Source organism: Arenibacter sp. ARW7G5Y1, from assembly GCF_003201775.1.
In the GTDB taxonomy this organism is placed as follows: domain Bacteria; phylum Bacteroidota; class Bacteroidia; order Flavobacteriales; family Flavobacteriaceae; genus Arenibacter.
Window position 1 is genome coordinate 1 of the sequence record NZ_QJJZ01000010.1, and the last position, 21,165, is coordinate 21,165.

Annotated in this window: 16 protein-coding genes and 1 tRNA gene; 11 read left to right on the forward strand and 6 right to left on the reverse strand. The window is 40.5% G+C overall.

The window, feature by feature from the left end; all coding sequences use genetic code 11:
• The coding region (locus C7972_RS14590) for a transposase (RefSeq protein WP_146216331.1) at positions 1-128 on the forward strand (128 nt) is incomplete at its 5' end.
• Between the two features lie 227 nt (positions 129-355).
• On the opposite strand, the gene C7972_RS14595 is transcribed toward C7972_RS14590, so the two are convergent.
• Positions 356-427: transfer RNA gene (locus tag C7972_RS14595), tRNA-Gln, on the reverse strand.
• A 284-nt stretch (positions 428-711) separates the two neighbouring features.
• Between C7972_RS14595 and C7972_RS14600 the strand changes: the two genes are divergently transcribed.
• Positions 712-4,044, forward strand: coding sequence for a DUF2723 domain-containing protein (locus tag C7972_RS14600; protein ID WP_110356924.1), 3,333 nt, complete (start codon positions 712-714; stop codon positions 4,042-4,044).
• A gap of 55 nt (positions 4,045-4,099) precedes the next feature.
• On the opposite strand, the gene C7972_RS14605 is transcribed toward C7972_RS14600, so the two are convergent.
• The 3 genes from C7972_RS14605 to C7972_RS14615 all read right to left on the reverse strand — a co-directional run bounded on the left by C7972_RS14605 (position 4,100) and on the right by C7972_RS14615 (position 6,495).
• On the reverse strand, positions 4,100-4,396 hold the full coding sequence (locus C7972_RS14605; protein ID WP_072862855.1) for a co-chaperone YbbN: 297 nt from the start codon (positions 4,394-4,396) through the stop codon (positions 4,100-4,102).
• A gap of 91 nt (positions 4,397-4,487) precedes the next feature.
• Positions 4,488-5,717: a metallophosphoesterase gene (locus C7972_RS14610; protein WP_110356925.1), complete on the reverse strand. Its 1,230-nt coding sequence runs from the start codon at positions 5,715-5,717 to the stop codon at positions 4,488-4,490.
• A 49-nt stretch (positions 5,718-5,766) separates the two neighbouring features.
• Entirely contained in the window at positions 5,767-6,495 is a 729-nt protein-coding gene (locus tag C7972_RS14615; protein WP_110356926.1) for a copper homeostasis protein CutC, read from the reverse strand.
• A 42-nt stretch (positions 6,496-6,537) separates the two neighbouring features.
• Here C7972_RS14615 and C7972_RS14620 point away from each other — a divergent pair, with 42 nt between their 5' ends.
• Complete coding sequence (locus C7972_RS14620) at positions 6,538-7,533, forward strand: isoaspartyl peptidase/L-asparaginase family protein (RefSeq protein WP_110356927.1); 996 nt, start codon at positions 6,538-6,540, stop codon at positions 7,531-7,533.
• Positions 7,534-7,577: 44 nt separating this feature from the next.
• A complete protein-coding gene (polA, locus tag C7972_RS14625) occupies positions 7,578-10,424 on the forward strand; it encodes a DNA polymerase I (RefSeq protein WP_110356928.1) in 2,847 nt (948 codons plus the stop codon).
• Positions 10,425-10,513: 89 nt separating this feature from the next.
• Here polA and C7972_RS14630 read toward each other — a convergent pair whose 3' ends face one another.
• Positions 10,514-11,014 carry a hypothetical protein gene (locus C7972_RS14630; protein ID WP_110356929.1) on the reverse strand — a complete coding sequence of 167 codons (501 nt, stop codon included), beginning with the start codon at positions 11,012-11,014 and terminating at the stop codon, positions 10,514-10,516.
• Between the two features lie 412 nt (positions 11,015-11,426).
• On the opposite strand from C7972_RS14630, the gene rplM reads away from it, so the two are divergent.
• From rplM to tsf, 4 genes are all read left to right on the forward strand, one after another.
• Positions 11,427-11,882, forward strand: coding sequence for a 50S ribosomal protein L13 (rplM, locus tag C7972_RS14635; RefSeq protein ID WP_110357074.1), 456 nt, complete (start codon positions 11,427-11,429; stop codon positions 11,880-11,882).
• Positions 11,882-12,268, forward strand: coding sequence for a 30S ribosomal protein S9 (rpsI, locus tag C7972_RS14640; protein WP_031442374.1), 387 nt, complete (start codon positions 11,882-11,884; stop codon positions 12,266-12,268). Before rplM ends, rpsI begins: the two co-directional genes overlap by 1 nt.
• A gap of 274 nt (positions 12,269-12,542) precedes the next feature.
• Complete coding sequence (gene rpsB / locus C7972_RS14645) at positions 12,543-13,652, forward strand: 30S ribosomal protein S2 (RefSeq protein WP_110356930.1); 1,110 nt, start codon at positions 12,543-12,545, stop codon at positions 13,650-13,652.
• Positions 13,653-13,741: 89 nt separating this feature from the next.
• Positions 13,742-14,566, forward strand: a complete 825-nt coding sequence (gene tsf / locus C7972_RS14650) for a translation elongation factor Ts (protein ID WP_110356931.1) — start codon at positions 13,742-13,744, stop codon at positions 14,564-14,566.
• A gap of 409 nt (positions 14,567-14,975) precedes the next feature.
• Here the strand turns inward: tsf and C7972_RS14655 are convergent, their stop codons facing one another.
• On the reverse strand, positions 14,976-16,868 hold the full coding sequence (locus C7972_RS14655; RefSeq protein ID WP_110356932.1) for a peptidase M61: 1,893 nt from the start codon (positions 16,866-16,868) through the stop codon (positions 14,976-14,978).
• 242 nt (positions 16,869-17,110) lie between these two features.
• Here C7972_RS14655 and pyrH point away from each other — a divergent pair, with 242 nt between their 5' ends.
• From pyrH to C7972_RS14675, 3 genes are all read left to right on the forward strand, one after another.
• Positions 17,111-17,818: a UMP kinase gene (gene pyrH / locus C7972_RS14660; RefSeq protein WP_110356933.1), complete on the forward strand. Its 708-nt coding sequence runs from the start codon at positions 17,111-17,113 to the stop codon at positions 17,816-17,818.
• Positions 17,819-17,858: 40 nt separating this feature from the next.
• Entirely contained in the window at positions 17,859-18,413 is a 555-nt protein-coding gene (frr, locus tag C7972_RS14665) for a ribosome recycling factor (protein WP_110356934.1), read from the forward strand.
• A gap of 303 nt (positions 18,414-18,716) precedes the next feature.
• The gene (locus C7972_RS14675) at positions 18,717-21,119 is read left to right on the forward strand and encodes an RND family transporter (RefSeq protein WP_110356936.1); all 2,403 of its coding nucleotides are present in this window, start codon (positions 18,717-18,719) and stop codon (positions 21,117-21,119) included.
• Positions 21,120-21,165 lie beyond the last annotated feature (46 nt).

Here is a 21,165-nt window from a genome sequence, read left to right on the forward strand (position 1 = left end):
TTTTAAACAGAAGTACAAATGCTTCAGCAGAATCCTTTAATGCCAAAGTAAAGGCTTTTAGATCACAATTTAGGGGAGTCAGGAATACGGAATACCTCTTATATCGCTTGATTAAATTATATTCTTAAAATGGTAAAAACCCAGATTTCGGACTTGATCCTTGGTTTTACTAAATTGCTCCTATTAATAAAAACTATTTATCAAAAAAAAAAAACACGACTGATCAAATTAGTCCTTTTTTTTCATAAACACAAAAATTGTTCCTGATCCAATACCAGCTCCATTTATTCGACATATTCATCCAAAACAAAAATCCCAATACGTTTGCATTGGGATTTTACTTCTAAACTTTAAGTTGGCCTACTAGGACTCGAACCTAGAACGACTGGACCAAAACCAGCTGTGTTGCCAATTACACCATAGGCCACTACCTCGTTTGAGCGTGCAAATTTAAAACAAAGTTTTATATGCACAAATATTTTCGAGTCATATTCCAAAAAAATAAAAAAATACTCCCCAACAACCCGCAATGCGGGGGTTCCCACAATACCACAAACCACTAATCCAAAAGGAGCACACCTTGGGGCTACTTGTTATGTCCTGCATTTTGAAGGCACCATGACCCAATTATCATGTTAAAGGTTTATGAAATATATATCCTATTATCTATTTAAATTAGTAAATTCGCCCTTCGGACAAACGACAAACCGCATGTTTTCAAAAAATTTTAAAAAATGGGATACCATCACAGGATGGTTTGTTTTTTTTATAGCCCTTGTTACCTACGTAATTACCGTTGAACCAACTAGTAGTTTTTGGGATGCTGGAGAATATATTTCAACAGCGGCCAAACTGCAGGTAGGACATCCACCAGGAGCACCTTTATTGCAAATGATAGGGGCATTTATGGCCATGTTCGCTTTGGAACCTACCCAGGTTGCAAAGATGGTAAACCTCGTTTCCGGGGTTTCAAGCGCCTTCACCATCCTTTTTATGTTTTGGACCATTACCAACCTCACAAGAAAACTGATATCCAAGGAAGAAATCATAACCAACAGTAAAGCCTTGGCCATTTTGGGTAGTGGGATAGTTGGCTCACTGGCCTTTACCTTTTCCGATAGTTTTTGGTTCAACGCCACAGAGACAGAAGTCTATGCAATGGCCAGCTTAATCATGTCCCTCCTTCTATGGTTAGGGTTAAAATGGGTAGATGACCTGGAGAATCCTCGAGGCAACAAATGGATTATACTTATTTCTTTTGTAGTAGGACTTACTTTTGGAATTCAGTTCATGGGCTTCCTGGCGATACCTACAATAGGTTTGTTGTACTACTTTAAAACCTACAAGACCACCACAATAAAGAATTTTTTGTTGGCCAATATTATCGTAGTGGCCATATTGATGCTGGTCTACAAATTTTCGCTGACCTATGTACTAAAGGTTTTTGGTTGGAGCGAGGTGTTTTTCATCAACACCATTGGCCTGCCATTTAACTCAGGAACCATTATTATGGGCCTCATATTTGTAGGTGTTTTTTATTGGGGATTGCGCTACACGCGTAAGAACAATTACACCGTAGCCAACACTATTGTGCTCTGCCTAATGTTCTTGTTTTTAGGATTCTCCTCATGGCTAATGCTGCCCATAAGGGCCAATGCCGATGTAGTCATCAATGAAAATGACCCTTCGGATGCCAGATCTTTGTTGGCCTATTACAACCGGGAACAATATCCCGGGGTGGACAGCCCTGTTTATGGCGCCTATTACTCGGACACTTTTGCTCCTGCAGGGGATGAAAAGGACGAAAAACCCAAATACGAAAAAGACCTAAAGACCGGAAAATACATTATAGTAAACAACTATAAAAATGCGCTGCAGGGACCAAACTCCGATCACGTAGGACTCCTGCCGCGGATGTGGAGCGAACAAAATGCAGAAAATTACATGAAGTATTTTGACCCGCTCACCTTTAGGATCAAATCTGATTATCTCGGAAACAATGAACTTAGGGAAGCCGTAAACCAATTTAAGGACGGTTTCGCCAAGGGAGAAATAGACACTTCCCAATATATGAGATTCCTTAGGGAGTTTAGCGAATATATAGATGTACAGCCTCCCACGGTGATGCAAAATATAAAATACATGTTCCAATTTCAATTTGGATATATGTACTGGCGCTACTTCATGTGGAATTTTGTGGGTAAACAAGATGATATACAAGGTAGATATGACAACCACGGAAATTGGTTAAGCGGTATAAACTTTATTGACAATGCCAGACTAGGCAGTCAGGAAAACCTACCTAGTGATATCAAGAACAACAAAGGCAGGAACACCTATTTCTTCCTCCCTTTACTACTTGGTATTATAGGCCTCATCTTTCAAATTAGTAAAAACCCCAAACAATTTTGGGCATTGTTCGTGTTCTTTATGTTTACCGGTATTGCCATCCAGTTCTACACCAATCCGGCCATTTTTCAGCCTAGGGAACGGGATTACTCCCTTGTGGGCTCCTTTTATGTGTTTGCCCTCTGGATCGGCCTGGGCGTGTACGGACTTTTTGATGAATTCCAAAAGTTATTGAGTCCAAAAATATTGGCTCCCGGAATTACTATTCTCTGTCTTTTGGCAGTTCCAGCTGTAATGGCGTTCCAAAATTGGGACGACCATGACAGATCCAATAGATTTACTGCCAAGTCTACAGCAAAGGCCTATCTGGAATCGACCAAAGAAGATGCTGGCGCCATTTTGTTCACTATTGGGGACAACGACACCTTTCCCTTATGGTACGCCCAGGAAATTGAAGGCTTTAGGACAGACGTACGCGTGGTAAATACCAGCCTTTTTGCCACCGATTGGTATATAGACCAAATGAAAAAGAAGGCCTATGAAAGTGACCCCATTCCCTCGCAGCTTACCCATAACGAATACAAATGGGGGTCTAGGGATGCCATATACTTTAATGAGCTTACCCAAAGTAGATGGGACATAAAAGACTTTATGAACTGGGTAGGCAGCGACAAGGAACAAACCAAATTTAGAAGCATATTACAGAAAAAAGGTGCGGACTTAAGTCAGTATTCCGAAAGCAATTTGGATGTTGTTTACTATCCGACCAATAAAATTAGGGTTCCTGTGAATAAGAAAAATGTACTGGAAAGTGGCTTGGTCAAAGAAAAGGATTCGGCACTAATTGTCGATTATATTGATATTGACCTACCAAAAAGCGCCCTTCCCAAAAACCGAATCCTGATGTTGGACATCATTGCCAACAATGACTGGAAACGCCCCATATATTTCTCCGGAGGAAGTTTTGATGCCGCAGAATATATATGGATGAAAGATTATCTTCAATTGGACGGCTTGGTGTACAAACTGGTACCCATTAAAACAACAAACAGGAGTTCTTATGAGATGGGCAGGATAGATGCCGACCTCATGTACGACATTGTAAAGAAATGGGAATGGGGCAATGCAGGGAGCCCGGATATTTATCACGATCCCCAAACACGCACACAGGCACTTTCCTTTAGAGGCAACCTAGCTCGTCTTACAGAAACGTTGATAGAGGAAAACAAGATAGAAAAAGCAAAGGATGTGATCAATATTGCCATGGAAAATATGCCCGTGGAGTATTTCGGCTATTACGCCTTTGTAGAACCTTTTATAGATGGGTACTTTAAGGTAGGGGAAACCCAAAAGGCCAGGGACCTATTTCAAAAATTAAAAAATATTTATCAGGAACGCTTGGATTATTATTCCAATCTACCTTTTGAGGAACAGCGAATGTTCTTGGATGAAATTATTCCCGACTTGGAGGCCTACAGTAGAAATATCGACATTTTGATTACCAACCAGGATCAGGAGATTGCAGAAAAGGAAACCCTTATTTTCAACGAATACATAGAGAAGTTTGAACGCTTTTATCGCAACGACCCGATGGAGGACATACAAGCTCCGACATCGGATCCCGACCTAATGGATTCATCGGCTATAGATGCCTTACCGGAAGAACAATTGGACAGCATAGCAATTCCGGAATAACGGACACAAAAAAACCGAGACCTGAGTCTCGGTTTTTTTTATACTATTTAATTAGTTACAGATACTCATTAAGTATCCCTATAAGTGTATTTGCATCCTGCTCCCCACTTTGCCTCCAAACCATTTCACCTTTCTTGTATATCATCAAGGTAGGCAAACCTTTCACCCGTAAAGCCTGGGAAAGCTCCTTATTTTTGTCCACATCAATCTTGATCACCTTGCCCTTATCGCCCAAGGCAGCGGCAACATCCCTTAGGACAGGATGCATGGCTGTTGACTGTTCGTTCCATTCTGCGTAAAAATCCAATAACACAGGAACATTGATATCAATTAATTCACCAAATTTAGACATATACTATACATTGGAATATAAATCAAAAATAAGAAAAAATGTTAAAACACAACCAGTGCTATCATTTTTGTCGACAAGGTAGTGGTTAAAATCACGTTAATGACCTCTTTTTTAAGGTAATTACGGTGATTTCGGGCCAAATACCGACCCTTCCAGGATACCCCAAAAATCCAAACCCTCGGTTTACATTAATCATTTGACCCAGTTCTTCATATACCCCTGCCCAATACTTATATCTCCATTTGGCCGGGCTCCATTTCACCCATCCCGGAATTTCTATCCCAAATTGCATGCCATGGGTATGCCCACTCAAAGTAAGGTGATAGTGATAATCATCCTTTAGGACTTGATCTTCCCAATGGGAAGGATCATGGCTCATTAGAATTTTAAAATCATCTTTATCGATTTTGGAAACGGCTTTCTTTAGATCGCCCGCTTTTTTAAAACCTCCCCTACCCCAATTCTCAACTCCGATCAAGGCAATCCTATCCTCCCCTTTTTGCAAATATCGGCTATCATTAAGCAGGAGGTCGAACCCCATTTCCTTTTGTAGGTTTTTAAGATCAATTAGATTATTTCTCTTGGCTTCTTCGGATTCCCAATCCACATAATCCCCATAATCATGGTTCCCCAACACGGAAAATTTACCGTCTTTTGCACTTAAGGTCGAAAAAAGGTCTTTCCATGGCAACATTTCCTCTGCCATGTTGTTTACCATATCCCCTGTAAAAAGCAACACATCGCTTTTTTGCCGATTTATCAAATCTATGGCATATTCAATTTTCTCCCTATTATCAAAACTACCACTGTGCACATCCGATATTTGGGTTATTTGATACCCTTCGAAACTACTGGGCAGGTCATCAAATTCCAAATCATACTTAAGGACTTTAAAATTGTACTTCCCCTTGACCATCCCGTACAACAATGCGGAGAAGGGCAAAGCGGCAATACCCATGGCCAGGGTACTTAAAAAACGTCTTCTTTGGGGGAGGCTAAATTCCTTGGTCCCACCAAATGTTTTGTGATATGCTGCAGTAAGAAATCTAAAAATATCCTCGGAAAACAAAAAAACTATGGTTATCAATTTAAAAGTCAGCATGGCCAACAAAAGTCCAAAAGCATAACTTTTTGGAACACTTAATACACGGCCAGGAGCGTCACCCAAAGTAAACTGATATATGAAATTTCCGAGGACAAAGAGCGAAAATACCATATAGGCATAATAAACCCAGGGATAACGGGTTGCTGCCTTAATAGCCTGTAAAGTATAAATTCCCAGTACAATATAGATGACAATAAAAACAATCCAACGAAGCATACCTTATTTTTTTGTAAAGATATCGGTTTCAATACCATTAGTGTCCATTTCACTTTTCTTTAACTAAGCGGACCACTTCCCTTAAGGTAGTTAAGTTGCTAATGGCAATTTCATCATCCTTAAGAAAACTGGGCGTGCTCATTTTTACTGCAGGGGCTTCATCCAGAGTTCTGTGAAATTGTATTCCCGACAAATGTACCGCGTCAAAACCTTTCTCCCGAAATTCCATTACATTGGCATCCCTTATACCTCCCCCAGGCATAATAGTACTGTACTTTGATTCTTTCAACAACCGGATCAACAAGTCCAACCCCGTAAGCGAAGAATTTTGTTGTCCAGAACTTAATATGGTATCCACTTCCAATTCTTCCAATTGCCCAAGGGTAGTAATTGGATCCCTAACCCAATCGAAGGCCCTATGGAAGGTGAATTGCAATGGCCTAGAAGCTGTTATCAGTTCTTTTGTTCTTTTATAATCCAAGGTAAAATCCTTGGACAGCACCCCTGAAACAATTCCATTAAAACCCAATTCCCTGCATATGGCGATATCCCTTTTCATAATTCCAAATTCTAGATCGGAATACGTAAAATCGCCACTTCTTGGCCTTATCAATACGTTTACGGGAATAGAAATATGTTCCTTTACAAGCTGCAACAGCCCAAAAGAAGGGGTAACCCCACCTACGGCAAGCTCGGCACACAACTCAATTCGGTCAGCACCAGCTTTTTGGGCATTTAAGGCAGATTCTAAAGAATTGGCACATACTTCTACAATCATATTTCTTATATTTAGAACCTTAAAATTAAGTAACACTATCTTATGAAAAGAAGAAATTTCCTAAAAAATTCTACCCTAAGTACCGCTGGAATAATATCCGCACCTCTTTTTGCCTCCTGCCAGGAAACAAAAAAGGAACTCCCCCCAATTGCAGACACCACAGTTGGCGTAAAACCTATTGTAATCTGCACCTGGAATTTCAAGAATGCAACGGCTAAGGCTTGGGAAGTTTTGGAAAAAGGCGGTTCTTCACTGGACGCGGTAGAGCAAGGAGTTATGGTGGAAGAGGCCGATCTCAGCAACGAAACGGTCGGCAACGGCGGAAGGCCGGATAGGGATGGCCATGTTACATTGGATGCCTGTATCATGGACAAGGACGGAAACTGTGGAGCGGTATTATGTATGGAAAATATAGCCCACCCCGTTTCTGTTGCCAGAAAGGTAATGGAAGATACCCCCCACGTAATGTTGGCCGGAAAAGGAGCAGAACAATTTGCCTATGAAAAAGGGTTCCCAAAAACAAATCTACTTACCGAGAAGGCTAAAAAAGATTGGCTGGAATGGAAGAAAAACTCCAAATACGAAACCATTATCAATATAGAAAACCACGACACCATTGGCATGCTAGCCATTGACAAAAACGGGGATATTGCAGGCGCCTGTACCACAAGTGGAATGGGCTACAAAATGGCAGGACGTGTTGGCGACTCCCCTATTATTGGTGCAGGACTATTCGTAGACAACGAAGTTGGCGGCGCAACGGCTACAGGGGTTGGCGAAGAAGTGGTAAGAACCGTTGGCAGCTTCTTGATCGTGGAACTAATGCGTCAAGGAAAATCGCCACAAGAGGCATGCGAGGAAGGAGTAAGACGGATCATGGAAAAGAACAAGGACAGAAGGGATTTTCAAATTGGGTTTATCGCCATCAACAAGAAAGGGGAAACCGGAGGTTACTGTATACATCCTGGATTTAGTTATAGCAAATTTACAGGGGCAGGACAAAGCAATAATCCGACGGAGACTTTCTTGAAATCCTAATTACCAATTATTCAATATCCAAATCTCAACAAGAATCAATTATAATGGCTGAACAAAAAAGACTTTTCTTACTTGATGCATACGCGCTCATATTTCGGGGATATTATGCACTCATAAAAAACCCAAGAATAAACTCCAAGGGAATGGATACTTCTGCCATTATGGGATTCATGAATTCTCTACTGGACGTAATAAGAAGGGAAAAACCGGATCATTTGGCCGTTTGTTTTGACAAGGGAGGAAGTGCGGACCGCACAGAAATGTTCGCCGAATACAAGGCTAATAGGGATGCCACACCAGATGCCATTAAAATAGCCGTTCCCTATATTCAGAATATTTTAAAAGCCATGCATATTCCCGTAGTGGAATTAGAGGGAATGGAAGCCGATGATATTATTGGAACCTTGGCCAAGCAAGCGGAAAAAGAGGACTATAAAGTATATATGGTTACACCGGATAAGGATTTTGGTCAATTGGTCTCCGAGAACATATTTATGTACCGCCCGGCAAGATTGGGCAATGGCATAGAAATTTGGGGCATCCCAGAAGTCCAGAAACGCTTCGGCGTTGAACGTCCGGAACAGGTAATAGATTATTTGGGGATGATGGGCGATGCAAGCGACAACATTCCCGGATTGCCCGGAGTGGGCGACAAAACCGCCAAAAAATTTATTGAAGAGTTCGGCTCCATGGAAAATTTGCTAGCGAATACCGATAAACTCAAAGGCAAAATGAAGGAGAAGGTCCAAGAAAATGCAGAACTGGGCATCCTGTCCAAAAAACTGGCAACAATTTTCGTGGATTGCGATGTAACTTTTGACGCCAAAGACTATGAACTCACCATGCCCGATGGCGAAAAGGTGCAGGAGATTTTCGAGGAATTGGAATTTCGTAGACTTAAGGACCAGTTCTTAAAGCTTTTCTCCCCAGAATCGGATAACGATAGCGCAAATGTGGGGCAACAGGACAACAGCCCCGTATCAAAAAAGAAACAAACAGAGGCCGGAGGTGGTCAATTTTCCTTATTTGGCGGTGACGGACAGGTTAGCGGGGGTACCATTAAGGAAGTTTCCAGCAGAAAAAATATCAAGGAAGTACCGCATGTCTACCAGAGTATCCTTCCTGGCATGGCCATGAAACTTTTTGTCCAAAATTTAATGAAACAGACTTCGGTCTGTTTTGACACTGAGACCACCGGATTGAATCCTCTTACCGCAGAATTGGTAGGCATAGCTTTTAGCTGGGAGGCAGGTAAGGGCTTCTACATCCCTTTTCCCGAAGATAGGTCCCAAGCCCAGGAGATCATTGAACAATTAAGACCTTTTTTTGAAGCCGAGGGAATTGAAAAAATTGGACAGAATTTAAAATATGACATCAAAGTACTGCACAAGTACAATGTCCGCATAAAAGGCAAATGCTTCGACACCATGCTTGCCCATTACCTTATTAATCCGGATATGCGCCACAATATGGATGTACTGGCTGAAACTTATTTAAACTATACCCCGGTTTCCATAACCGAACTCATAGGTAAAAAAGGAAAGAATCAATTATCCATGAGGGATGTGCCCCTGGAGCAACAAACCGAATATGCTGTAGAGGATGCCGATATCACCTTTCAATTGGCACAACACTTTCGTCCTGAATTGAAAGAAGCAAACACCGAAGAACTTTTTAATGATATAGAGATCCCCTTATTGCATGTACTCGCCGATATGGAACAGGAAGGGATCAATTTGGACAAGGCCTTTTTAAATTCGCTTGCCAAGGATCTTGACAATGATATCAAAAACCTGGAATTAAAAATATACAAAGAAGCAGGAGTGGAATTCAATATTGCCTCACCAAAACAATTGGGCGAAATACTTTTCGATAAACTAAAACTGGTAGACAAACCAAAAAAGACCAAAACAGGTCAATATTCCACTGCGGAAGACGTACTGTCCTATCTGGCCAAAGACCACGAAATAATTCAATGCGTATTGGACTATAGAGGACTCAGCAAACTGAAAAGCACCTACGTGGATGCCCTACCGGAACAAATTGAGGCAAGTACCGGCAGGGTACATACGGACTATATGCAAACGGTTGCCGCTACCGGAAGATTAAGTAGCAACAATCCCAACCTGCAAAACATCCCTATTAGAACTGAACGGGGAAGGCAGGTAAGAAAAGCATTTATTCCAAGGAACGAAAATTACACCTTACTGGCAGCGGATTATTCCCAGATAGAATTGCGGATTATAGCTGCGCTAAGCGATGAATCCACCATGATAGAGGCCTTTAAAAATGGAGAGGATATCCACGCCTCCACCGCCTCCAAAGTATTCAACATCCCATTGCAGGATGTTACAAGGGAGCAGCGCAGCAATGCCAAGACAGTAAATTTTGGAATTATATATGGTGTATCGGCATTTGGATTGAGCAACCAAACCGATCTATCACGTGCAGAAGCCAAAGAACTAATAGACACCTATTATAAAACCTACCCCAAATTGCGCAATTACATCAGTGAACAAATAGATTTCGCAAGGGAACATGGATACGTCCAGACCGTGTTGGGCAGACGCAGGTATCTCAAGGATATCAATGGAAGCAATGCCATTGTAAGGGGAGCTGCGGAACGCAATGCAGTAAATGCGCCTATACAGGGAAGTGCTGCCGATATCATAAAAATTGCAATGATCAATATTCATAGAAAACTCGAGGAAGGAAAATACAAAAGTAAGATGCTCCTACAGGTACATGATGAATTGGTATTCGACGTATTTAAGCCCGAATTGGAGGAGCTAAAGACCATGATCAAGTCGGAGATGGAAAACGCTTATAAATTATCCGTACCCTTGGATGTGGAATTGGGCGTTGGAAACAATTGGCTAGAAGCCCATTAAACCTAAGCCCTGAAAAAATAAAAACGGAACGCCATTGATTTAAACCAGTGGTGTTCCGTTTTTTTTAGGAATAACTTATTGCCAAGGTTTTATTTTCTCTTAAAGATAAGCTGCCCCCCTGCATTTAAATTGGGGATATCAAGATCAGCGGCATCAAGGGTCATTACATCTCCATCTATAGTAATAGCAACAGATATTTCCTGCCGGTCTTCGTCCGTATATGTTAGTTTACCGTCTGCATACACATAAACGGTGGTTTCCGTATCCTTTTCGGTAGGACAAGGAATATCAAAACCATTCCCTTCGGAATTTAGACCAATTTCCAGATATTGCACGGAGTTTTCAATAATAACGGTTAAATCCTCCTTAAAATCAAAACTCAGTACATAACACTTTTTCGCGCTTAAAAAAGCCAATAAATCCCTGGCATTCTTTTCATCATCACTGGCGGTATCATTATTGACCTTAAGTTCATAGGCCTGCCAAACCCCAACAATGGAATCCTCCTTGGAATTATCATCGTCACTGTCCGAAGAACATGAAATGACAAGACTCGTAAGCAGAAAAAGCAGTAAACAATTAATTTTCATCTTTTTTAAAATTTACATTATACTAAAAGCTAACGCATTATAGCATAAATTAGTACATCATAAGGACAGGCAATTAGGCACACTACCGAAACCCTATTTGACCATCATGGACAGCAATTAAAATTAAGTGGGTTATAGAGTACCCTGCAGATAATATGATAAATTTTAACCATACCCAACATTAAAACAAAAGACCATTATGGCTTCTTGGGATTTATGAAGAACAAAAAGTCTTAATGCATGTTAAAAACAATTATTGAGATGGCAAAGTGCATGCAAAGTTTACTTCAATATAACAATATTGGAAAAAACTATAAATAATAAGAAACAACCATTTGGAATTCAACTTAATAATTGTACATTTGCAGCCCGTTAAACGGGATTGAAGTGTTTAATCAATAAATATATTAGTGTGGATACATTAAGCTACAAGACGATTTCGGCCAATAAGGCGACCGTTGACAAACAATGGTTACTAGTTGATGCTGAAGGAGAAACATTGGGCCGTCTTGCTTCTAAAGTAGCGCAGTTACTTAGAGGGAAGTACAAGCCTAGTTTTACACCACATGTTGATTGTGGGGATAATGTTGTTATTATCAATGCAGAAAAAATCAACCTAACCGGAAAGAAGTGGGATTCAAAAACTTACGTTCGTCACACCGGTTATCCAGGAGGCCAGAGGTTTACAACGGCTAAAGAAATGTTGGCTAAGGATCCAGCGCGTATCGTAGAGAAATCGATAAAAGGTATGTTGCCCAAAAATAAATTGGGTGCAGAGCTTTTCCGTAATCTGAAGGTATATGCCGGAGCTACCCACAACCAAGAAGCACAAAAACCAACAGCAATTAACTTAAACGATTTTAAGTAATGGAAATGATTCATAAAATTGGTAGAAGAAAAACTGCAGTTGCCCGAGTTTATGTTACTGAAGGAAATGGTAACATTACTATCAACAAGAGAGACTTAAGCAACTATTTTCCTACAGCAACATTACAGTACAAAGTAAAGCAGCCATTTACCTTGACCAACAACGAAGAAAACTTCGATGTAAAGGTAAATGTATATGGCGGTGGTATTACAGGACAGGCAGAAGCCGTTCGTTTGGCATTGTCCAGAGCATTGTGCGAATTGGATGCCGAAAACAGATTGGTTCTAAAACCAGAAGGTCTTTTAACTAGAGATCCAAGAATGGTTGAACGTAAGAAATTTGGTCAGAAGAAAGCTCGTAAGAAATTCCAGTTCTCTAAACGTTAATACCGCATTAACAAATCAAATACTGAAATACAGCAATGTTCTTGAGGGTTATCGAGAGAAAATTGGGAGATTCGGTATAATTTTAAATTGTTCATTGAAAACCCTGGTCATAGGGTAAGTAATAATCCAAGATTAATCACAGGACTTCTCCTTATGGGAAAATCCGATGAATTCAAATTCTGGATAAATTAGTTTAGCATCTAAATATTAAAGGCTACCAAGGGGTACCACTTTAATATTGCTAATTCAAAGGAACGTAAACTAAAAAATAAAAATGGCAAACAAAGTTGAAGTAAAAGACCTTTTAGAGGCAGGTGTACATTTTGGTCACCTTACCAGAAAATGGAATCCGAACATGGCTCCCTATATCTACATGGAGCGTAACGGTATTCACGTTATCAATCTTTATAAAACAGTTGCAAAACTAGATGAGACCAACGAGGCTCTTAAGAAAATTGCAGCTTCAGGTAGAAAAATACTTTTCGTAGCTACCAAGAAACAAGCAAAGGATATTGTTGCTGAAAAAGCAGGAAATGTAAACATGCCCTACATCACAGAAAGATGGCCAGGTGGTATGTTGACCAATTTCGTCACTATTCGTAAAGCTGTTAAGAAAATGGCTTCTATTGACAGAATGAAAAAAGACGGAACTTTTAATACACTTTCCAAAAAGGAGCGTTTACAAGTAGACCGTTTACGTGCCAAGTTGGAAAAGAACTTAGGTTCCATTTCTGAAATGACACGTCTACCAGCGGCATTGTTCATTGTTGACACTATGCGGGAACACATCGCCGTTAAAGAAGCACAAAAATTGAACATTCCAATTTTTGCAATGGTAGATACCAATTCCGATCCACGACCAATCGATTTTATAGTTCCATCCAATGACGATGCCTCCAAATCCATAGAGGTAATTATGGCATCTGTAACTGCTGCTATCGCAGAAGGATTAACGGAACGTAAATCTGAAAAACAAAGTGAGAAGGAAGGTGGAGATGAAGCCAAACCAAAAGAGAAAAAAGCAAAGGTAGCTGCAGAGGAAAAGGCCCCTACATCGGAAGAGAAAGCTCCTGAATCAAAAGAGAAAACTCCTGAATCAGAAGTGAAGGCTCCTAAAAAAGCCACTACTGCCGGAGATGACCTGACTAAAATAGAAGGTATCGGTCCAAAAATTGCCGAAATTTTCCAAGAAGCGGGCATAAATACCTATGCAGACCTAGCGGACAAATCAGAGGACGACCTTAAAGGGATCCTTACTGAATCAGGCCCTAGATATGCTTCCAAAAACCCAGGGTCATGGCCAAAGCAGGCAAAAATGGCAGCAGAAGGTAATTGGGATGAACTGCAGGAATGGCAAGATAGCGTTAAGGGAGGAATAGAATAACCCCCTTGATACATAAATAAAATAATAAATTAACCTAGGTAAGGAATACATTTCAACCCCTATATAGGTGAAAATTAAAACAAAATAAAATGGCTAAAATTACCGCCGCTGAGGTAAACAAATTAAGACAAACAACTGGTGCTGGCATGATGGATTGCAAAAATGCCCTGGTTGAAGCAGAAGGGGATTTTGATTTGGCAATTGAAATCTTACGTAAAAAAGGACAAAAAGTTGCCGCCAAGAGAGCCGATAGGGATTCTTCCGAAGGGGCCGCTATCGCCAAAGTAAATGCAGACAACACTAGTGGGGTTATCATTTCTTTGAACTGTGAAACCGATTTCGTTGCAAAGAACGATACGTTTGTAGCTTTGGCCAACGAATTGGCAGACATAGCCTTAAATTTCGATACTAAAGAAGATTTCTTGAATGCCGATTACAAAGGAAACACCGTTCAGGATAAACTTACGGAACAAACAGGTGTTATTGGCGAGAAAATTGAAATAGGTGGGTTCAGTAAACTTTCTGCTCCATTTGTTGGTTCGTACATTCACGCTGGAAACAAAATAGCTACCTTGGTAGGACTTTCCGCTGCCGTTGAAGGTGCAGACGTTGCCGCCAAGGATGTTGCCATGCAGGCAGCCGCTATGAATCCAGTAGCCCTGGATGAACATGGAGTGGACCAGTCGATCATTGATAAAGAAATCGAAATTGCCAAAGATCAACTACGTCAAGAAGGAAAGCCAGAAGCTATGTTGGACAATATCGCCAAAGGTAAATTGAAACGTTTCTTCAAAGACAATACTTTGGTAAACCAAGATTTTATTAAAGACAGCAAACAAAGTGTAGCACAATACGTAAAATCTGTTGATTCCAAATTGGAAGTAACAGGATTTAAAAGGGTTGCTTTAGGTTAATCCACGACCCAAGCATATTAAAAAAAACGCCTTTACATCGTGTAAAGGCGTTTTTTTATGCCCCAACTCTAAGGCACTCCTAGCCATTCCAAATGAAAGTTTTATAGAAAATTCCCTTCAGGACCAAGCACTTTAAATGGAAAGAAATATATCTGTATTGGGTCCTTTCCCAACATTGGACAGTCATCAAAGTCAGTAACTCCTTATGCATTAAATCACATCGTGGTTAAATAAACCTAGCTTGTAACATTTTTGGGCACACCGGTAATTCCGGACTGGTGTCGTTTAACACAATTCCACTTTTCCCCTTTCAAACGGTCGACGTACGGAATTTAACAATGCAACCCAACCAATTTCAATTGCCACCTTTTAAAAAGACCACCGTCAATTCTATATAATCCATTAGGAACTACCCCTTCAACCATGCTTCCCGTAGCTTCTTCTGTTGTTCGCTAGCGCCTTCCATAGGGACCAACTTAACGACCTTCAAAGTAGGAACACCAACTTTTCCGCTCAAGGTAATTTCCTCCTCTCCTCTTTTCACCACCAATTCAATTTCCTTGTCCGGATCCCAATCTATACTCTGCCCTATCAGCAATCGAATATTGACCAAATTGGTGATCTTACCATCAACACTCTTAATTATATCGCCCCCTTGGGCTCCTAAACTATTGAAAAAACTGTTCAATTGAATTCCTTCCCTTACAAAAATAGCATTGTCATTTGACGGATCCACATCTATATAAGGTATTTCCCCGTCAAAAAAGTATCCCGTGGACTGCTCCTGTTCCGTTGTGCGCAGCCCCACTTTTTTCCAATACGAATCGTAGTCTATAGGGGTATTCCCTATCACATGGGTAGTAAAGAATTCCCTTATTTCCGGAAATGACATAGCAACGATTTCATCAATTAATTTATCATCCTCAAATGGCTTGGAATCCCCATATTTCTTGGAAAGCTCCTTCATCAACCATAAAACACCCCTTTCCCCATAACTTAATTCCCTTAGCCTAATATCAAGGGCCATATTTATCAAAGCTCCTTTTTCATAAACGTTGGCATAATTATCCTTGTAAGGTTCCTCCAAAATATTTTTGCTCATTTCGGTAAAGGACATCCTATCGTCAAAGGTTTTGGACCTCTCAACCTTCTCCATAAGTCGTTGGTAAAAATCTTCCTCCGTGATCAGCCCCTGTTGAATTTGAAAAAGGTTGGCAAAATATTCGGTAGTTCCCTCGTACATCCAAAGGTGCATGGACATTTTGGGATCATTAAAATCAAAAAATTGTATTTCATTGGAGTGGATCGTCAAGGGGGTAACGATATGAAAAAATTCGTGGGCCACTGTATCAAAAATAGCTTCTTCCAATCGCTCCTTCGAGATTTGCTCAGGCATTACCACTACCGTGGAAGTATGGTGCTCCAACGCTCCAAAACCTGTAGCATCATTACCGTCCATATCGGATAGATATAGGATAATGGTGTAATGCTTGGTACTATTGATGTCTCCCAGGAAAGCCTTTTGACCTCGCATCATTTTCTCCATCCCAGCCTTTAGACCGGCGGCAGTAAAATGACCGTTGGGAGAATAAACACTTAAGGTAACCGCAATATCATTCACCTGAAATGTTTCCGTACTGGGACTGGAATACATGATAGGATTATCTATAACCTCAAAATAGCGGTTGGCCACAAGCACATCTGTTTCAGGCTTATTTACATCTTGAATCCCCTTAACCAAGGAAGTCACAGGTTCCAATCCATCGGGGGCAGAAATTTCCAATGAATACGGTGCTTCCTCAAGGCCATCAAAATAACCAACAAAACCATGCAGGTTCAACATAAAGTTCTTCCCTTTAAGAATATTGGTACCGGCAGGTGAAAAGACATGCTCCCCCTCTTCCATCTCGGTATCATAGGTGTCGTTCACCCAGTAATCAAGTTTATCCAAACTCTTGGCATCGGTTATCCTCCACGTATTATCATCCAACTTTTCTACTTTCAGCTCCCCTCCCTTGTAATCTACGGCTTTGAACTGCTCTATATACTTCCCGTAGTTATCATCGCTATAGGTGCCCGGTACCGTCTTGGGAATAAAGAAGGTAACCGTATCCGTTTGAAAAGCTGCTGGATCCAATACCACATTAACTTTATCATCTGCTACATTGATCAAATCAATTTTAGCAATAATGGCAGCCTTTTCTACAGACACCAAAGCTTTTGTGGTTCCACATCCATGAAGTATCAAAATTGCAACCCCTAAAACCCACGTTCTTTTAAATAACTTAATTCTATTTGTCATTTTCTATTGATTTTATTTATTGTTTTCTCCAAAAAGCCGATACCCCCCTAAAAACCAAAATGGCCGGGAACGGCTTTTTGCCACTAAATATTGGTGGAACTACAATAACCGGCACAAGATTATAAAAATAAATCTACCTTCCCATATGCATTAGGAAATAATTAAGGATAGACGAATCGTGCATACCAAGTTACTTCATAAATATTTTTGATTATTTTTGCATCAAAATAACCAACAACACGATGCAATACAAAAGAATACTTTTAAAACTCAGTGGAGAAGCTTTAATGGGTACTAAGCAGTACGGCATAGACGCACAGCGTTTATCCGAATACGCCGAGGAGATCAAAGAAGTTGTCGATAAAGGTATAGAAGTTGCTATTGTTATTGGTGGCGGCAATATCTTTCGTGGATTGGCAGGAGCCAGCAATGGAATGGACAGGGTACAGGCAGACCATATGGGTATGTTGGCCACTGTGATAAACGGATTGGCACTACAAAGCGCCCTGGAACTGAAAGGAGTACAGACCAGGTTACAATCTGCCATAAAAATAAATGAGGTAGCCGAACCATTTATCAGAAGACGTGCCATGAGACATTTGGAAAAGGGCAGAGTTGTCATATTCGGCGGTGGTACAGGAAATCCATATTTTACCACAGATTCAGCTGCTGTATTACGGGCAATAGAAATTGAGGCAGATGTAATTTTAAAAGGGACCCGAGTGGATGGTATTTATACCTCCGACCCGGAAAAAGACAAAACAGCCACCAAATTTGACACGATAACCTTTAAAGATGTACTGACAAAAGGACTTAAAGTTATGGATACCACAGCCTTTACTTTAAGCCAAGAAAATGAATTACCGATTGTTGTTTTCGATATGAACAAAAAAGGAAACCTGATGAAGTTGGTTTCCGGCGAAAATATAGGAACCGTCGTAAATTTATAGTTTTGGCACTATTTGTGTTAAATCCTTTAAAAAATAGCATATGAACGAAGAAATTAAATTTATACTTGACACCACCAAAGAAGGGATGGACAGTGCCATAGCACACCTTGAAAAGATGTTTCTGAAAATTAGGGCAGGCAAGGCCAGTCCGGTAATGCTATCCAGTGTAATGGTGGAATATTACGGATCCCCCACCCCTTTGTCCCAAGTTGCAAATGTGAATACCCCTGATGCACGTACCCTCTCCGTTCAACCATGGGAAAAAAACATGCTACATGAAATTGAAAAAGCCATTATGAACGCCAATCTGGGATTTAACCCTATGAACAATGGCGATTTTGTAATCATCAACGTACCTCCCTTAACAGAAGAAAGAAGAAGGGATTTGGTAAAGCAGGCAAAAGCGGAAGCGGAAGACGCCAAGATCGGTGTCCGTAATGCACGTCAGGAGGCCAACAAGGAAGTTAGGGCCCTCGAAGTGTCCGAAGATCTACAAAAGAATGCAGAGGCCGATGTACAGGCACTCACCGACAAGTATATAAAAAAGATCGATGCCTTCCTTGAGGCCAAGGAAGCAGAAATCATGAAGGTATAATCCTTAAAGTAAAATACCGATACAAAAAAGAGCGACCCATGGGTCGCTCTTTTTTATATTCCCCATCCCATTAGCAAAAACCCCAGATCGTAAGTCCCTATACCATAACTTCCGTGACCGGTTAAATTCGTTTGCCCACCCCCTACTATTTAACCCCAGCTTCCTAGGAACAATAACAATCATTCTCTACCTTTGCGCTCGAATAAATTTAGAATCCGAAAGACCTTTTTAAATCCTAAGGATTTACAGGTTTTTTTATGGTTTATATACCAAAAAACATTCTGATATAAGACGTTTCACTAGATGGTTGCAAAGTTAACGCGAGGATTTTGGGCAAAAATAGCAAGGTTAATACTTAGGAACAGAATTATAATTCTTGTTCTTTTAGCCATTATGACCATTTTTATGTCCATGCAATGGGACAAAATGAGGTTTTCCAATTCACAGGCCAATCTCTTGCCAGATCACCACCCTGTAAACTTGGAGTATCTTTCCTTCCTAAAACAGTTTGGGGAAGAAGGCAATGTGGTTGTTATAGCCGTAAAGGACAGTTCGCTGTTCACCCCTAAAAAATTTAATCGTTGGAACAAGCTCAGCAAACAATTGGGTGCCTTCCCTGAAGTAGACTTTGTATTGTCCACGGATAATTTACAAGAGCTCGTAAAGGACACTGTAAAACAAGAATTTGTTATGCAGCCCTTTATTAAACGGACCCCGCAAACCAAAAAAGAGGTGGACAGTCTTACCAATCATCTTTTTAACGACCTTCCTTTTTACGACAACCTTATCTACAATAAAAAAACACATACCATACGCAGCGTTATTTATTTGGACAAAGATATTGTTAATACTTCTGTACGTAAAGACTTTATTTTGGAAGACCTATCTACCTTGGTCAAAAATTTTGAAAAAGAAACCGGCCTCGATGTTCATATTTCGGGCATGCCCTACATAAGGACCATGAACTCCCAAAATATTATAGATGAAATAGGGAAATTTATTCTTGCGGCACTGGGGGTCACCTCCTTGATATTCTTTTTCTTTTTCAGAAGTTTTAGAGCTACGATCATTTCCATGTTCGTCGTAATTATCGGCGTTATGTGGGCCTTTGGGATTTTAGGTCTGTTACAATATGAAATTACAGTGCTTACCGCCCTAATACCGCCATTGATTATTGTTATTGGCATTCCCAACTGCATCTTTCTTATCAACAAATACCAACAAGAAGTAAAAAAGCACGGTAACCAGGCCCTGTCTTTACAACGTGTTATCTCAAAAATTGGTAATGCCACCTTAATGACCAACGTTACTACCGCCTCCGGTTTCGCTACATTTATTATAACCGATAGCAAACTACTTAAAGAGTTTGGTATTGTTGCTTCTATCAATATCATTGGGATATTTGTACTTTCCCTCCTGATAATTCCGATTATCTATAGCTTCATGCCCCTTCCAAAACACAAGCATTTGAAACACCTGAACACAAAGTGGATAGAAACTTTTGTAAGCTGGATGGAAAGAATTGTAAGGGAAAGAAGGATTACCGTTTATATTGTATCCATTGCACTTCTTGTAACCAGTATTATTGGTATTTATCAAATAGACATTTCGGGAAGTCCCATAGAGGACATGCCAAAAAAAGCCGAGTTTTTCCAGGATATACGATTTTTTGAACAAGAATTTGACGGAATAATGCCAGTTGAAATTGTGGTGGACACCGAAAGACCCAAAGGGGTCTTAAAACCTTCCACCCTGAAAAAGATGGACGAGTTGGGTACGGTGATAAATGACATTCCCGAACTTTCCAGGCCAGTTTCGGTCGTGGACCTGGTAAAATATTCCAAACAGGCCTTTTACAACGGCATACCCAAATATTACCAACTGCCCACCTCCCAAGAGAATACTTTTATAATGGATGTTGCCCGGAAATCAGCAGACAACGGCAACCTACTGAGCAGTTTTGTAGACAGTACCGGGCAGATAGCCCGAATGACTACTTATATGAAGGATGTAAAGACATCCCGTATGGAAACCATAGAGGCCAAATTAAAAGAAAATATCGACAAAATATTTCCTGCGGACAGGTATAAGGTTTCCATGACCGGCAGCGCCCTTCTATTTTTAAAGGGTACCAAATATTTGGTAAAAAACCTCATTATGTCCCTAGCGTTGGCCATTGGGCTAATTGCCCTATTTATGGCCTATCTTTTCCGTTCTTTTAGAATGATCGTAATTTCATTGATCCCCAACTTATTGCCGCTGGTAATAACAGCAGGGGTTATGGGATTTGTAGGAGTACCCATTAAGCCTTCCACTATTTTGGTATTTAGTATTGCTTTCGGAATTTCCGTGGACGACACCATACACTTTCTCGCCAAATACAGACAGGAACTAACAAGCAACCATTGGAGAATAAAAAAATCGGTCTATGCCGCCCTAAGGGAGACCGGAGTTAGCATGTTCTACACCTCCATTGTACTGTTCTTTGGTTTTTCGGTCTTTATAATTTCAAGTTTCGGAGGAACAGTGGCTTTAGGCGCATTGGTATCGGCCACCTTAATGTTCGCCATGCTGGCAAACCTTATTTTATTACCGTCTTTACTTCTATCTTTGGAAAGAAGCATTGCCAACAAACAGGTATTAAAAGAACCACAAATAGACATTCTTCCCAAGGAAGAACTCAATATCACGGACAAGGAGGAATAGTCCATTAATTAAAATATTTTTTACCTGGTATATACAGATATATACC

Bases quoted from the DNA above. Each gene is read 5' to 3' on its own strand.
- C7972_RS14600 (WP_110356924.1), top strand. From the start codon at position 712: ATGTTTTCAAAAAATTTTAAAAAATGGGATACCATCACAGGATGGTTT.
- C7972_RS14605 (WP_072862855.1), bottom strand. From the start codon at position 4,396: ATGTCTAAATTTGGTGAATTAATTGATATCAATGTTCCTGTGTTATTG.
- C7972_RS14610 (WP_110356925.1), bottom strand. From the start codon at position 5,717: ATGCTTCGTTGGATTGTTTTTATTGTCATCTATATTGTACTGGGAATT.
- C7972_RS14615 (WP_110356926.1), bottom strand. From the start codon at position 6,495: ATGATTGTAGAAGTATGTGCCAATTCTTTAGAATCTGCCTTAAATGCC.
- C7972_RS14620 (WP_110356927.1), top strand. From the start codon at position 6,538: ATGAAAAGAAGAAATTTCCTAAAAAATTCTACCCTAAGTACCGCTGGA.
- polA (WP_110356928.1), top strand. From the start codon at position 7,578: ATGGCTGAACAAAAAAGACTTTTCTTACTTGATGCATACGCGCTCATA.
- C7972_RS14630 (WP_110356929.1), bottom strand. From the start codon at position 11,014: ATGAAAATTAATTGTTTACTGCTTTTTCTGCTTACGAGTCTTGTCATT.
- rpsI (WP_031442374.1), top strand. From the start codon at position 11,882: ATGGAAATGATTCATAAAATTGGTAGAAGAAAAACTGCAGTTGCCCGA.
- rpsB (WP_110356930.1), top strand. From the start codon at position 12,543: ATGGCAAACAAAGTTGAAGTAAAAGACCTTTTAGAGGCAGGTGTACAT.
- tsf (WP_110356931.1), top strand. From the start codon at position 13,742: ATGGCTAAAATTACCGCCGCTGAGGTAAACAAATTAAGACAAACAACT.
- C7972_RS14655 (WP_110356932.1), bottom strand. From the start codon at position 16,868: ATGACAAATAGAATTAAGTTATTTAAAAGAACGTGGGTTTTAGGGGTT.
- pyrH (WP_110356933.1), top strand. From the start codon at position 17,111: ATGCAATACAAAAGAATACTTTTAAAACTCAGTGGAGAAGCTTTAATG.
- frr (WP_110356934.1), top strand. From the start codon at position 17,859: ATGAACGAAGAAATTAAATTTATACTTGACACCACCAAAGAAGGGATG.
- C7972_RS14675 (WP_110356936.1), top strand. From the start codon at position 18,717: ATGGTTGCAAAGTTAACGCGAGGATTTTGGGCAAAAATAGCAAGGTTA.